Here is a 15,035-nt window from a genome sequence, read left to right on the forward strand (position 1 = left end):
CAATCATGCTCAGGGCAAGGGATTTCCCATGTCAGCGCCCGTTCGGCGGGCTTTCTCCGGGGAGGCCTCACCGCCTGCGGCGCGTCAGTGGAATGGACCAATGACTGTTCGCAAAGAGTGGGGCCGCCGTCTCGGCATGCGGGAGGGCGCCGCGAACTCGACCGTGTACTCCACCTGATCGGGGGATCGACCGCGCGGATGTTCCCCGGCGGCCCGGCCCGGCCCGGTCAGCGCGGCGACGCGCCCGCGAGGACCCGGTCCACCTGCTCCGGCGAGAGGGCGTGCTCGATCGCCAGGATGGCCGCGCCGACCACGGCCGCGTCGGCTCCGGTACGGCTCGGCTCGATGCGCAGGACATGGGTGGCCAGCGGGTGGGAGCGGCGGTACACCGCCTCCCGCACGCCCGCGAGGAGCTGGTCGTGGACGACCGCCAGCGCACCGCCGACCACCACCGTGTCCGGGTTGAAGAAGTTCACCAGGCCCGCGAGGACCTCGCCGACCGCACGCCCCGCCTCACGCACCATCCGTACGGCGTCACGGTTGCCGGACTTCACCAGGCGCACGACGTCGCGGCTCGACGCGGCGTCCAGACCCAGGCCCGACAGCTCGCGGGCCAGTGCCGCGCCGCCCGCGACCGCCTCCAGGCAGCCCGAGTTCCCGCACCGGCACGGCGCCGCCTCCTGCCGGCTGTCGCCGACGCGGATGTGCCCGATGTCGCCCGCGCTGCCCTGCGCGCCTCGGTGCAGCCGGCCGTCCGCGACGATGCCGCAGCCGATGCCCGTACCGACCTTGATGTAGAGGAGATAGCGGGTGTCCGGAAACGCGCGGCGCTGCTCGGCCAGCGCCATCACGTTCACGTCGTTGTCGACGAGGGCCCGCACACCGAACCGGTCGGCGAAGAACTCGGGGATCGGATACTGGTGCCAGCCGGGCATGATGGGCGGATCCACGGGCCGGCCGGTGGTGAACTCGACGGGGCCCGGCACGCCCACACCGATCGACTGGAGCGAGGCCGGGTCGAGGCCCGCCTCGTCCAGGAGCGCGTGGAGCGTCCGCTCGACGTGGCCGAGAATCGACGAAGGACCGTCGGCGATCGACAACTGGTCCTCGCGCAGCGCGAGTTGATCCCCTCCGATGTCGAGGAGCGCGACCCGGCAGTGCGAGGCGCCCAGGTCGACGCCCGCCACCACGTGCTCGCGGGTGCGCAGATGGAGGCGGCGCGGGGGCCTGCCGCCCGTCGAGTCCCCGGCCTCCGCCCCGGCCTCGATGAGGAAGCCGTGCGCGATGAGCGCGTCGACGCGCTGAGACACGGTCGACCGCGCGAGCCCGGTGATCCGCGCGATGTCCGCGCGGGTCGCGGCGGCCCCTGTGCGCAGCAGGGCGAGGACGTCACCGGGCGACGACGGCGGCGCGGAACTGAGGTGATCCGGCGCTCCAGACATGGCAGTCACGATAGGGACGAGTTCCGCTGCTCACAAGCCCGATGCTGTTCGCTCATCGACTTAAGTACCTGTCAATTTCCTTTGTACGGACCAGGGTTGGACTCTTGACAGGTCAAAGAAGGGTCATCACATTGCAATGCAGACCGCTGCGGAAGACTGCCGAAGAGGCCGGAGAGGCTGAACGATGCAGGCGACACAGACGATGTTGGCGATGCACGGCGTGTCCAAGAGCTTTCTCGGTGTACGGGTGCTGCACGGGGTCTCCCTCGACCTCGCCCCGGGCGAGGTGCACGCGCTCGTCGGGGAGAACGGCGCGGGAAAGTCCACCCTGATGAAGGTCCTCGCGGGCGAGCACGTTCCCGACGAGGGCACCATCACTCTGGACGGCGCCGAGCAGTCCTTCACCCATCCCGCGCAGGCCCAGGCCGCCGGAATCGGCATCATCCACCAGGAGTTCGCGCTCCTGCCCCACCGCACCGTCGCCGAGAACGTGTTCCTCGGCCGCGAACCGACCCGGCGCGGACTCGTCGACCGCCGGGCCATGGAGGCGCGCACCGCCGAACTCCTCACCGAACTCGGCGAGTCGGGCATCACCCCGCGCACCTATGTCCGTGATCTGCCGGTCGCACGCCAGCAGACCGTCGAGATTGTCAAGGCGCTCGCCTCCGACAACGTGCCGGCCCGCGTCCTCGTCATGGACGAGCCGACCGCGCCGCTCGCCGATCACGAGGCAGCCCAACTTCATGCGCTCGTACGCCGGTTGGCGGGGCGCGGCCTCGGCGTTCTCTACATCTCACACCGCCTCCGCGAGGTGTTCGACCTCTCGCAGCGCATCACCGTCCTCAAGGACGGCCGGCACGTCACGACCGTACGCACCGAGGACACCGACACCGACCAGGTCGTCCGCGCCATGGTCGGCAGGGAGCTCAGCGCCTACTACCCGCCGCGCGCACGCCCCGGCGAGGCCGGCGACGTCCGGCTGACCGTGCGCGGCGGAGGCAACGCACGCCTGCGCGACATCGACCTGACGCTGCGCTCGGGCGAGGTCACCGGCATAGCGGGCCTCCAGGGATCAGGACGCACATCACTGGCCCGCGCCCTGTTCGGCGCCGCACCCTTCACCACGGGTGCCATGACCGTGGACGGCCGCGACCTGCGCCCCACGAGCCCGCGCCGGGCCATCCGCGCGGGGATCGCCCTGGTCACCGAGGACCGCAAGACCGAAGGGCTCGCCCTGCGTCAGTCCGTGCGCGACAACGCGCTCCTCGTCACCCGGGCCGTGCCCGCGCGAGGCCGCCCGCCCGCGGCCCGCGACCTCACCGCCCTTCTGGAGCGGGTCCGGCTGCATGCGCGCGGCGAGGACCAGCAGGCCCAGTTCCTCTCCGGCGGCAACCAGCAGAAGGTCGTCATCGCCAAATGGCTCGCCGCCCGCCCGCGGATCCTGCTCTTCGACGAGCCGACCCGGGGCGTCGACGTTGGCGCCAAGGCCGCCATCCACACCCTCGTCCGCGACCTCGCCCACGAGGGGCTCGCCGTCCTGATCGTCTCCTCCGAACTCCCCGAACTCATCGGCATGAGCGACCGCATCCTCGTCATGGCGGAGGGCCGCCTCGCCGGCGAACTCCCCGCCGGCGCGAGCGAGGAGGACATCATGCGCCTGGCCACACGCGGCGGCCCGGCAGCTCACCCGCCCGTCCCCGCCTCTCCGGAGGGAAGCTCATGACCGGGACCGCCGTCGCCCCGCCGACCGCCGCCAAGTCCGCCCTGCCGCGCAGGACCCGCCTTGCCGACCCCGCCGTCGGCGTCTGGCTGGCCGCCGGGGCCGTCACCGCGGCCGGCTGGATCGTGGTGGCCGCGCGCGGCGGGGACTTCCTGACCCTCGCCAACGTCGTCGGCATCCTCCAGAACTGCGTGGCACTCGGGCTCGTCGCCGTCGGACAGACCGCCGTGATCCTCACCGGCTCCCTCGACCTCTCCGTGGCGTACCTCATCAGCCTCGGCACGCTCGTCGCCGCCACCACGATGGAGGGCGGCAGCGTCGTCACGGCCGTCCTCGCCGTGCTCACGCTCTCCGCGGCCGTCGGCCTCGCCAACGGCCTCGTCGTCACCGGGCTGAAGGTCAACGCGTTCATCGCGACGCTCGGCACCGCGTTCATCCTGCGCGGCTGGATCGAGGACAACTACACGGGCCCCGCCGGCAAGGTCCCCGAGTCCTTCCAGCACCTCGGCTACGACCGGATGGGGCCTGCCCCCGTCTCCCTGTTCCTGCTCGCCGCGGTCGCCGCCGTCCTGTGGCTCGTCACCCGCCGCACACGCTTCGGCCACCACCTGTACGCGACCGGGGGCGACGAGCACGCGGCCCGACTCTCCGGTGTCCGCACCCGGCGCACCGTCGTCGCCGCGCACGTCCTGTGCTCGCTGTGCGTGGGAGCCGCCGCGCTCTTCCTCGCCGCGCGGCTCGGCGCGGGCGCCCCCTGGGCCGGCACGGAGGCCCGCTACGACCTCGAGTCGATCGCCGCCGTCGTCCTCGGCGGCACCGCACTCGCGGGCGGGCGCGGGGGAGTGGCCGGCACGCTCGGCGGCGTCCTGGTCCTCGCCGTGCTCGACTCCGTCTTCAACCAGCTGGGCGTCGACCCGTTCTTCAAGAACGTCGTGCGCGGCGTCGTCATCATCGCTGCCGTCGCCCTCTACGCCCGGCGCGGCACAGGGAGGCCCGCATGACCACGGCGAACCCAGTTGTCAGCCCGTACAGGCGAATTGCCCGCTCCCTCGGCGCCGGCGCCCCTGTCTACGTACTCCTCGCCGTGCTCCTCGTGGCCCTCGCCGCCACCGACCCCGGCTTCTACGAACCCGACCGCTTCCTCGCCTTCGTCAAACGCGCGGCGCCGCTCGTCATCCTGGCGGCGGGCCAGTACCTGGTCATCGTGTGCGGGGAGTTCGACCTGTCCGTCGGGGCGATCGTCACCGCCGGTGTCGTCGTCGCGGCGGAACTCTACGGCTCGTACCCGGACGCCTCCTGGACCGTGGTGACGGGCGGGCTGCTGCTCGCCGGGGCGCTGACCGGTCTCGTCAGCGGACTGATCACGACGAAGCTGCGCGTGCCGTCGTTCATCACGACGCTCGGCATGATGCTGATCCTCGAAGGTGCCGTCTTCTTCTGGACCGGCGGCTCCCCGCACGGCTCGCTCCCGGAGGAGTTCCGCCGGCTCGGCCGCGGCACGACGGGCGGCTGGCTGCCCTGGGCGGTCCTCGCCTGCCTCGTCGCGGGCGCCGCCGCCGTGTTCCTCATGCGCTCGGACTTCGGCCGCACCCTGATCGCGACCGGCGACAGCGAACGCACCGCCGCCCTCGCGGGCGTCCGCGTCCACCGGGTCCGCGTCATCGCGTTCGTCCTGTCGGGCGTCGCGGCCGCGCTCGCCGCCGTCCTCGTCGGCGGATTCTCCGGAGTGTCCGCACAGGCGGGCCGCGGCTACGAGTTCGAGGCCATCACCGCCGTCGTGCTCGGCGGCGTCGCGCTCGGCGGAGGCCGTGGCAGCGTCGTCGCCGCGATGGCCGGTGCCTTCTCGCTCCAGGCCCTGTTCACGCTGCTCAACCTTCAAGGCGTCTCGGGCGCCCTCGAATCCACGGTCCAAGGCGTCATCGTCATCGCCGCCGTAGGTCTCGGAGCGGCCGACTTCTCCCGCCTGCGCCGCCGACGTACTCACCCCTCGGGAGGGACCCCCTCATGACCCGCAGACGTCCACTCGCCGTCGCCACCGCCCTGGCGGCCGCCGCGCTGCTCACCTCGTGCTCCAGCGACATGCCGGCCGACTCCGCCACGGGCACGGCGTCAAAGAGCGCCGCGAAAGGCGCCGACAAGCCGTCGAAGTTCTTCCAACAGGCTGAGTACGAACGCCAGTTGGCGCTCGCCAAGGCCACGCCAGAGGGGCCCGCCGACAAGCCCTGGGAGCAGATGCTCGAACCCGAGATGACCGACACGGCCCAGTACAGGAAGAAGGGCTCCGGCGGCACCCACCTCTGCTTCTCCAACGCCGGCGTCTTCAACCCGTGGCGCCAGGTGGGCCTCAAGAACATGAAGGCCGAGGTGAAACTCCACAAGGAGATCACCGACTTCACCGTCCTCGACGCCCAGGGCAAGGACGACAAGCAGATCTCCGACATCCAGGAACTGGCCGGGAACAAGAGCTGCGACGCCCTGATCGTGTCCCCGAACACCACCGCCACCCTCACCCCGGCCGTGAAGGAGGCCTGCGGCAAGCTGCCCGTCATCGTCTTCGACCGGGGCGTCGAGACGGACTGCGCCGTCACCTTCGTCAACCCCATCGGTGGCTACGGCTACGGGGCCGTCGCCGCGGACTTCCTCGTCGACAAGGTCAAGCCCAAGGGCAAGATCCTCGCCCTGCGCATCTCACCCGGCGTCGATGTCCTCGAGACCCGGTGGTCCGCCGCGAAGCTCGCCTTCGACAAGAGTCGACTCGACGTGGTCGACGTCAAGTTCACTGACGGCGATCCCGCAAAGACGAAGTCGATCGTGGCGGACGCGATCTCCCGGCACGGCTCGGTCGACGGCGTCTGGATGGACTCGGGCGCCACGTCCGTGGCCGCCGTCGAGGCGTTCGAGGACGCCGGTGTGGACGTCCCGCCCATCACCGGCGAGGACCAGCAGGACTTCCTCCAGGCCTGGAAGGACAAGAAGCTGACCGCGATCGCGCCCACGTACCCCACCTTCCAGTGGCGTACGCCGGTCATCGCCGCCCTGCGCGTGCTCGACGGCAAGCAGGTCCCCAAGGAGTGGAAGCTGCCGCAGCCCACCGTCACCCAGGACAACCTCGACGAGTACCTCCAGGAGGGCATGCCGCCGCTGCACTACGCCATGTGCGGCTGCCAGGACCTGCCCGGCTACCCGAAGGACTGGGGAGGCAAGAAGTGACCGCGCCCGCCTGGGAGTTGGGTGCCAACCCCTGGATCTGGCACTCGCCGGTCACCGGACGCGCCCTCGCCGGCACGCTGCCCCGCCTCGCCGCCTGGGGGTTCGACTGCGTGGAACTCCCCCTGGAGAGCGCGGGCGACTGGGACCCGGACGATGCGGCGAAGCTCCTGGACGCGACCGGTCTCGCCCCTGCAGCCGTGATCGCCGTCATGCCGCACGGCCGCGACCTGGTCGACGCGGACGCCGCCACGGTGCGCACCACCCAGGACTATGTACGCCACTGCGTGGACACCGCCCACGCGATCGGGGCGCCGGTGGTCGCAGGCCCCCTGTACGCGTCCGTGGGCCGGACCTGGCGGATGGACAGTGCCGCGCGCGAGGCCGCGTACGACGAGCTGCGCACGCACCTCGCCCCCCTCGTCGAGCACGCCCGCACGGCCGGGGTGCGACTCGCGGTGGAGCCCCTCAACCGCTACGAGACCAGCCTGCTCAACACCGTCGCCCAGAGTCTTGACGCCCTCGAAGGGCTGTCGCACGACGGGATCGGCCTCGCGCTCGACACCTACCACCAGAACATCGAGGAACGCTCGCTCCCCGCCGCCGTCCGCGCGGCCGGGGACCGTGTCGCGCACGTCCAGGTCTGCGCGAACGACCGTGGCACGCCCGGGGCCGACCATCTCGACTGGACCGGCTTCCTGGACGCGCTGCGCGAGACGGGCTACCGAGGCCCCCTGTGCATCGAGTCGTTCACCGCGCACAACGACGCGATCGCCGTCGCCGCCTCCGTGTGGCGCCCGCTCGCCGACAGCCAGGACGCCCTGGCCGCGGACGGCCTGCGCTTTCTGCGCGCCGCGACCGGCCGAACCCTCTGAACCCTCCGAATTCCGGCACCCCGCACGTCCGTCCACTGTCTCCACGGAAAGGACCACCTCATGGGATGTCATGCTCGTGACATCAGAGGCATGCGAAGAGCTGCCCTCGCGTTACTGACCGCACTGCTGCTCGCCGTAGGCTTCCTCCCCACCGGCGCCACGGCAGCGGGTAAGGCCCCCGCCTTCCGCGCACTGCTCTTCACCAAGGCCGTCGGCTACGTCCACGGCTCCATCCCGGACGGCATCAAGATGGTCGAGGAGCAGGCCGCGGCGAACAACTTCGAGGTCGTCCAGACCGACGACTCGACCGTCTTCGACGACGCGAAGCTCGAGGACTTCGACGTCATCATCATGCTGCAGAACTCCGGCATGGTCTGGGACACCGACGGCCAGCGCGAGGCCCTGCAGAAATACGTGCGCGGCGGCAAGGGCGTCGTCGCCATCCACAACACCCTCGACATGGGCGTCGAGGAACAGTTCCCCTGGTGGGACGAGACCATCAACGGCGGCGCCCACATGCCCGCCCACTCACCCGGCGTGCTCCAGGGCACGGCCAAGGTCGCCGACCGCGTGCACCCCTCCACCAAGGGGCTTCCGGAGCGCTGGGAGCGCCCCGAGGAGTGGTACAACTTCGACAAGAACCCCCGCGGCGACGTGCACGTCCTCGTCACCGCCGACGAGACCACGTACAACCCGGGCGGTTCCGCGATGGGCGCCGACCACCCCATCTCCTGGTGCCGCAACGCCGAGGGCGGCAAGGTCTGGGCGACCGCCATGGGCCACGACACCGCCTCCTACAGCGAACCCGCCTTCCGCGCCCATGTGCTCGGCGGCATCCAGTGGGCCGCCGGCGACAAGCCCGGCGACTGCGGCGGCACCGTCTGGTCCGGCTACGAGAAGACCGCACTCGACGACAACACCGCCGACCCGATGGAGCTCGACGTCGCCAAGGACGGCAAGGTCTTCTACATCCAGCGCAGCGGCGAGGTGAAGGTCTACGACCCCGCCACCCACGCCACCGCGACCGCGGCCAAGCTCGACGTCTACACCGGCGGCGAGGACGGCCTCGTCGGCATGGAGCTCGACCCGTCGTTCAAGAGCAACCACTGGATCTATCTGTACTACGCGCCGAAGGACGCCAAGGAAGACGTCAACCGGCTCTCCCGCTTCACCGTGAAGTCGGACAACACCCTCGACCCGGCGAGCGAGAAGAAGCTCCTCGACGTCCCCGCGTACCGCGACCGCAACTTCCCCGAGCCCGGACACACCGGCGGCGCCGTCGAGTTCGGCCCGAACCGCACCCTCTACCTCAGCGTCGGCGACGACACCCCGCCCAACCTCGACCCCGACTGGCAGGGCTACGCGCCGATCGACTGGCGCCCCGGCAAGCAGATGCTCGACGCCGCCCGCACCGCCGGCAACACCAACGACCTGCGCGGCAAGATCCTGCGCATCAAGCCCACCGACGCGGGCGGCTACACCATCCCCAAGGACAACCTCTTCGCGAAGGGCACCGCGAAGACCCGGCCCGAGATCTACGCGATGGGCTTCCGCAACCCGTTCCGCTTCAACGTCGACCCCAAGAACGGCGCCCTCCACGTCTCCGACTACGGCCCCGACCGCGGCGGCCCGACGACCGACCGCGGCCCCGAGGGCCTCGTCGAGTACAACGTCATCAAGAAGCCCGGCAACTACGGCTGGCCCTTCTGCCACGGCAACAACCAGCCGTACGCCCCCTACAACCCGGACACCAAGGAGGTCGGCGCCAAGTTCGACTGCGACAAGCCCGTCAACCCCTCGCCGAACAACACGGGCCTCAAGGACCTGCCGCCCGTGCAGCAGCCGGTGATCTGGTACGGCTACGGCAAGTCCAAGGAGTTCCCGGAGATGGGCGAGGGCGGCTCCGCGCCCATGAGCGGGCCCGTCTACCACTACGACGCGAAGAACCCCTCGAAGACCAAGTTCCCCGCCTACTTCGAGGGCGCGAGCTTCTTCTACGAGTGGGCCCGCGACCAGGTCAAGGAGATCCGCTTCGACCAGGACGGCAAGCTTCTCAAGATCAACGACTTCCTGAAGACCGCGAAGTTCGCCAAGCCGATGGACATGACCTTCGGCCCCGACGGCTCGCTCTACGTCCTCGAATGGGGCAGCCAGTTCGGCGGCGGCAACAACGACTCCGGGCTCTACCGGATCGACTACGCGCAAGGTCAGCGCGTACCGATCGCCGAGGCGAAGGCCTCCGTCACCAACGGCCCCACCCCGCTCGAGGTCTCCTTCTCCAGCGAGGGAAGCAAAGACCCCGACGGCGACCCGCTCACCTACGCCTGGGACTTCGACGGCGACGGCACCTACGACTCCACCGAGGCGAGCCCGAGCCACACCTACACGGCGAAGGGTGACTTCAACGCCCAGCTGAAGGTCACCGACTCCACCGGCAAGTCCGGCTACGCCAACGTCCCCGTCACCGCGGGCAACACCGCGCCCAAGGTGAAGATCGAGTTCCCCGTCGACGGCAAGCTCATCGACTTCGGCGACAAGATCCCGTACAAGGTGACCGTCACCGACCCCGAGGACGGCACGGTCGACTGCTCCAAGGTCACCGTCAACCCGGCCCTCGGCCACGACGACCACGAGCACCCCACCACCGACATCCCCGGCTGCGAAGGCACCGTGGACACCGGTGACCTGGGCGGCCACCCCGAGGGCGCCGACCTCACCTACGTACTCAACGCCAAGTACACCGACCAGGGAGGCGACGGCGTCAGCGCCCTGACCGGCTACGGGCGGTCCGTGCTCCAGCCCAGGCACAAGCAGGCGGAGTACTACGACGGCCAGTCCGGTACGCGCGTCGTCGCACAGGAAGGTGCCGAGAACGGCAAGCGCATCGGCGACGTCAGCGACGGCGACTGGGTCGCGTTCGACCCGATGAGCGTCGAGGGCATCGGACAGGTGAGCTACAAACTGTCGTCACCGTACGGAGTCGGCTCCATCGAGCTGCGCGCGGACGCCCCCGACGGCAAGCTCCTGGCCACCACACCCGTCCCGAACACCGGCGACTGGGACACCTACCAGGCCACACCCGCCGTCCCGGTCGACGCGCTGACCGGCACGCACAAGCTGTACCTCGTGTTCAAGTCCCCGCAGGACAACTCGTTCGACGTGGACGCCGTGCAGTTCAGCAACCCGTAACCCTCCGGAGGTGAGGCACAGGAGAATCCGCGGTGCGCCGCTGTCCTGGCGCACCGCGGATTCCCGTCCCCTCAGCGAGTGCCGACCGCCGCACGCACGGCCCGGCGGGCCAGCTGGCAGTCGTCGTGCAGCCGCCTCAGCAGCAGCCGCTGTTCCTCGCCGGACGGCGCAGCACCGTGCGGGGCCGTGCCCGATGCCGCAGGGGTCGCGTCGTGCATCGAACGCTGCACGGCCGTCTCGTACGTCCGGATCTCCCGCGTCAGCACGAGCATCAGGTTCACCAGGAACGCGTCCCGCGCCGCGGGTCCGCCGGACTGCGCGAGCTGGCTGATCTGGCGCCGCGCCACCGGTGCGTCACCGAGCACCGACCACAGGGTCGCCAGGTCGTACCCCGGCAGATACCAGCCCGCGTGCTCCCAGTCCACGAGCACGGGGCCCGCGGGGGACAGCAGGACGTTCGAGAGCAGCGCGTCTCCGTGACAGAACTGGCCCATGCCCTGGCGGCCCGACGAGTGAGCGATGCCGTGCAGCAGCTTCTGCAGATCGCCCATGTCCCGGTCGGTGAGCAGACCGAGGTCGTGGTAGCGGGAGATCCGGTCCGCGTAGTCGAGCGGCGCGTTGAACGTGCCGGCCGGCGGACGCCAGAGGTTGAGCCGGCAGATCGCGCTGAGCGCGGCCCGCACGTCCGCCCGGGGCGGTGCCTCGGCCGGGTGCCGCTGCAGGGCGGCGATCCGGCCGGGCATCCGCTCGATCACCAGCGTGCAGTTGTCGGGGTCCGCGGCGATGAGCCGCGGCACCCGGACCGGTGGCCGGTGCCGGACGAACGAGCGGTATGCCGCTATCTCATGGCGGATCCGCTCGGTCCAGATGGGCGAGTGGTCCACTAAGCACTTGGCGACGGCGGTGCTGCGCCCTGTGGTGCCGACGAGCAGCACGGACCGTCCACTGCGGCGCAGTACCTGCACCGGATTGAACTCCGGGCAGATCCGGTGCACCGAGGCGATCGCCGTGCGCAGCTGCGCGCCCTGGGGGCCGGACAAGTCGAGTCTCCCGCTGAGCGGTTGGGTGCCGAGCCCCGGGAGGCGCCTGGTCCGACCGGAGCCGAGCGCTGCGGTCGCAGGTCGCGCGGGGTCGAGGTAGGGGCCGCCGCCCGCCGGTGGGGCCTCCCCGGCGCGGCCGTTGCCGCGAGCCGGGGGCCGGGCGTAGAACGGCCGGGGCGGGGCGGACACGGAGGACGATGCTGCGTACATGGGCGAACAGATCCCTTCGTGTGCCTGCGAGTTGCCTGCGCCACCCGCCCCGGGAACCGTGGTGCACCCTGGGGAGTGAGCCGCGGCAACCGGGTCGGGGTGGCGCATTCCTACCTGACACCCGGTGCCCACTGGCACACCATCTGGCGCACCCTGGCGAACCCTGGCGAATAGTCGCTCAGCAACTGACAGAGGGTTACTGTCAACTCAGCCGAGAACCTGGGGGCTTGACGTGAACGGACAACCCAACACCCGCCTGAACGACCTGTTCGGCCTCGCCGGCTGGTCCAAGGGGGAGCTCGCGAGGCTGGTCAACCGGCAGGCGGCGGCCATGGGCCACCCACAGCTGGCGACCGACACCTCACGGGTGCGGCGTTGGATCGACATGGGAGAGATCCCGCGCGATCCGGTGCCACGGGTGCTGGCGGCGCTGTTCACCGAGCGACTCGGCCGTGTCGTGACCATCGAGGACCTCGGTCTGGTCCGGCACGGGCGCACGGGGAAACGGCGTGACGCCGGGGCGGTGGAACACCCCGACGGAATGCCATGGGCGCCCGAGCGGACGGCTGCGGTCCTCACCGAATTCACGGGAATGGACCTCATGCTCAACCGACGCGGCTTGGTGGGCGCGGGTGCCGCGCTCGCCGCAGGATCTGTACTCAGCGGCGCCATGCACGACTGGCTGCACACCGATCCGGCCCTCGCGGCCGAAGCCCCACATTTCGAAGACCCCCTGCACGCCGACCCCGCTGGGTTCGACCGCTACGAGGCCGCCCCCATCGGGTCGCAGGAGATCGAGGAACTGGAGCGCTCCGTCGAGGTGTTCCGGGCCTGGGACGCGGCCCGCGGTGGCGGTCTGCAACGCAAGGCGGTGGTGGGCCAGCTCAATGAAGTGGGCGGCATGCTCAGCTACCGGCACCCCGACCATCTCCAGCGGCGCCTGTGGGGCGTCGCCGCCAACCTGGCCGTCCTCGCGGGCTGGATGTCCCACGACGTCGGCCTCGAACCCACGGCCCAGAAGTACTTCGTCATCGCCGCGCACGCGGCGCGGGAGGGCGGCGACCGGCCGCGCGCCGGGGAGGCCCTGTCCAGGGCAGCCCGTCAGATGGTGCACCTCGGCCGGCCCGACGACGCCCTCGACCTCATGAAGCTCGCCAAGTCCGGATCCGGCGACGAGACCCTGCCGCGTACCCGCGCCATGCTCTACACCATCGAGGCCTGGGCACAGGCGTCGATGGGCAAGGGCCAGGCCATGCGGCGCACCCTCGGCCAGGCGGAGGACCTCTTCGTCTCCGACAAGGGCGACGTGCCGCCGCCCAGCTGGATGCAGATGTTCGACGAGGCGGATCTGCACGGGATGCAGGCCCTGGCCTATCGCACCCTCGCCGACCATGAGCCGGCCGCGGCGAACACCGCACAGCGCCACGCCAGGGAAGCCCTCGAACTGCGGGCGAACGGGCGGCAGCGGTCGCAGATCTTCGACTACATCTCGCTCGCGTCGGCCCTGTTCATCGCCGACGACCCGGAGCAGGCCGACCGGTACGCGCGCCTGGCGCTGGTGTCGATGGGGGCCAACTCCTCCCAGCGCACCTGGGACCGGCTCCGCGAGATGTACCGGCTCACCGGGCAGTACGCCGGCTACCCGAAGATCGTGGACCTTCGTGAGGAGATCAACCTCGCGCTGCCGAAGGTCCCCGGAAAGTCCACGGGAGGCAAGCGCGCCCAGGCGTGACCCTCCGGGGCACGCGGTCCGACCTCAACACATGACCGACCTCAACACATGACCGACCTCAACACATGACCGTCTGCGTCAGGAGCCGATCCTGGCGACCAGCACACAGGCCTCGTCCGCGCGCTCGTGCGCGGCGAACTCCTCGAAGACCGTCCGCACGCAGTCCTGTGCGGTGGCGGCCTCGGCGAGTCGTGGCGCGAGATCGAGGAGCCTGTTCGCCGCCGCGGCGCCGCTGCGGTGGGGGACCAGGCCGTCGGTGTGCAGCAGCAGCAGATCGCCGGCGCGGAGCGACTCCTCGGCCTGCCCGTACGTGGCACCGGGTGTCGCTCCGAGCAGCACGCCCTCCGGCGGCGTCAGCGCACGCCCCACCCCGTCGCGGAACAGCAGCGGGGCGGGGTGTCCCGCTTGCGCCCAGGTCAGGGTGCGCGACCCGGGATCGTAACGGCAGCAGACCGCGCTGCCCAGGGACGGCTGCACCGAGGTGTCGGTCAGCTGGTTGAGCCAGCCCATCAGCTCGTCGGGGCGGGTCCCCGTGACGGCCATGCCGCGCAGGGCGCCGAGGAGCATCGCCATGCCGGAGGTCACGGTCACGCCGTGTCCGGTCAGGCCGCCCACGCTCAACAAAGTCTGTCCGTCGGGCAGTTGGAGGGCGTCGTACCAGTCGCCGCCGACGAGCTCGCCCGTGGACGACGGCAGATGGCGGGCCGCGAGGTCGAGGTCGTGCGGTGCCCCCTGGGAGAACCGCAGGGAGCCACGCCACGGCGGCAGTACGGCTTCCTGGAGCTCGGCCGCGAGCCGGTGTTCCGTCTGCTCGATATGGCGCCGGCGCTGGAGCGAGTCATGCGTCTCGCGTACGGTCCGCTGGGTGCGGCGCAGCTCGCTGACGTCGCGCAGGACCGCCCACATCGACGCGGTGGCGCCGTCGGCGTCGAGCACGGGCTCGCCCATCATGTGCACCGTCCGGGCGGTGCCGTCGGCGCGCAGGATGCGGAACTCGCCGTCGATCGGCTTTCCCTCGATGAGGCAGTCCGTCACCATTCTGGTGAGCATGGCCTGGTCATCGGTGTGCACGACGGACGGCAGTTCGTCGAGGGTCAGCGGGGGCGCACCTGGGCTGCGGCCGAGGATCTGGAACAGCTCTCCGGACCAGCTCGCCTCGTCGGTGAGGAGATTCCATTCGGCGCTGCCCACGCGGCTGAGCAGGGAGCCGCTCTGCGGCTCGGCCGGCGCGGAGCCGCGTGCTTCGGGAAGCAGGGGGTCCACGGCCGGACGCGGTGGCCCGTCGCGCAGCTGCGCCAGGTGTTTGTCGAGGTCGCTGAGTTGGTGCACGGCCAGCTCGTAGAGGGCGCGCTGCCAGCGTCGCTCGGGGTCACCGTCGTCGGAGACGGCCTCGCGGCGCACGGCGTCGACGTCACCGAGCAGCCGACGCGTCTGCGTGATCAGCGCGTCGACCGAACCGTGCTCCGGCGGCTGGGCGGCGGGGCGGTCCGCGAAGACATGGGGTGACATGACGTACTCCGATACAGGCGCGGCACGACCAAGACTGACGGAAGGACCGGTAATGACTGTCGCACAGCCGGACAGGCCCCGTAAGGGGTTTGGCAACACCCGGCGCGGTGA

The 15,035-nt window shown here is 70.8% G+C and carries 10 protein-coding genes; 7 read left to right on the top strand and 3 right to left on the bottom strand.

Translation table 11 applies throughout. The features are described 5' to 3' along the window. Window positions 1–227: 227 nt before the first annotated feature. Window positions 228–1,442, bottom strand: a complete 1,215-nt coding sequence (locus OHO83_RS40145; protein WP_266666843.1) for an ROK family transcriptional regulator — start codon at window positions 1,440–1,442, stop codon at window positions 228–230. Window positions 1,443–1,644: 202 nt separating this feature from the next. Between OHO83_RS40145 and OHO83_RS40150 the strand changes: the two genes are divergently transcribed. The 6 genes from OHO83_RS40150 to OHO83_RS40175 all read left to right on the top strand — a co-directional run bounded on the left by OHO83_RS40150 (window position 1,645) and on the right by OHO83_RS40175 (window position 10,433). Continuing rightward, window positions 1,645–3,165 (top strand): sugar ABC transporter ATP-binding protein, encoded by a 1,521-nt coding sequence (locus OHO83_RS40150; RefSeq protein WP_266676108.1) that lies wholly within the window; start codon window positions 1,645–1,647, stop codon window positions 3,163–3,165. Then, window positions 3,162–4,163 (top strand): ABC transporter permease, encoded by a 1,002-nt coding sequence (locus OHO83_RS40155; protein WP_266666841.1) that lies wholly within the window; start codon window positions 3,162–3,164, stop codon window positions 4,161–4,163. The genes OHO83_RS40150 and OHO83_RS40155 overlap by 4 nt, the downstream gene beginning before the upstream one ends. Beyond that, entirely contained in the window at window positions 4,160–5,170 is a 1,011-nt protein-coding gene (locus OHO83_RS40160) for an ABC transporter permease (RefSeq protein ID WP_266666839.1), read from the top strand. The genes OHO83_RS40155 and OHO83_RS40160 overlap by 4 nt, the downstream gene beginning before the upstream one ends. Further along, window positions 5,167–6,372, top strand: a complete 1,206-nt coding sequence (locus OHO83_RS40165) for a substrate-binding domain-containing protein (RefSeq protein WP_266666837.1) — start codon at window positions 5,167–5,169, stop codon at window positions 6,370–6,372. Before OHO83_RS40160 ends, OHO83_RS40165 begins: the two co-directional genes overlap by 4 nt. Then, window positions 6,369–7,244: a sugar phosphate isomerase/epimerase family protein gene (locus OHO83_RS40170; RefSeq protein ID WP_266666835.1), complete on the top strand. Its 876-nt coding sequence runs from the start codon at window positions 6,369–6,371 to the stop codon at window positions 7,242–7,244. The genes OHO83_RS40165 and OHO83_RS40170 overlap by 4 nt, the downstream gene beginning before the upstream one ends. A 90-nt stretch (window positions 7,245–7,334) precedes the next feature. Beyond that, window positions 7,335–10,433: a ThuA domain-containing protein gene (locus tag OHO83_RS40175; protein ID WP_266666833.1), complete on the top strand. Its 3,099-nt coding sequence runs from the start codon at window positions 7,335–7,337 to the stop codon at window positions 10,431–10,433. Between the two features lie 71 nt (window positions 10,434–10,504). On the opposite strand, the gene OHO83_RS40180 is transcribed toward OHO83_RS40175, so the two are convergent. Then, window positions 10,505–11,683: an aminoglycoside phosphotransferase family protein gene (locus tag OHO83_RS40180; protein WP_266666831.1), complete on the bottom strand. Its 1,179-nt coding sequence runs from the start codon at window positions 11,681–11,683 to the stop codon at window positions 10,505–10,507. Window positions 11,684–11,915: 232 nt separating this feature from the next. Here OHO83_RS40180 and OHO83_RS40185 point away from each other — a divergent pair, with 232 nt between their 5' ends. Beyond that, on the top strand, window positions 11,916–13,415 hold the full coding sequence (locus tag OHO83_RS40185; protein WP_266666829.1) for a DNA-binding protein NsdB: 1,500 nt from the start codon (window positions 11,916–11,918) through the stop codon (window positions 13,413–13,415). 78 nt (window positions 13,416–13,493) lie between these two features. Here OHO83_RS40185 and OHO83_RS40190 read toward each other — a convergent pair whose 3' ends face one another. After that, entirely contained in the window at window positions 13,494–14,924 is a 1,431-nt protein-coding gene (locus OHO83_RS40190) for a PP2C family protein-serine/threonine phosphatase (protein ID WP_266666827.1), read from the bottom strand. Window positions 14,925–15,035 lie beyond the last annotated feature (111 nt).

It is taken from the genome of Streptomyces sp. NBC_00569, assembly GCF_036345255.1.
Classification (GTDB): domain Bacteria; phylum Actinomycetota; class Actinomycetes; order Streptomycetales; family Streptomycetaceae; genus Streptomyces.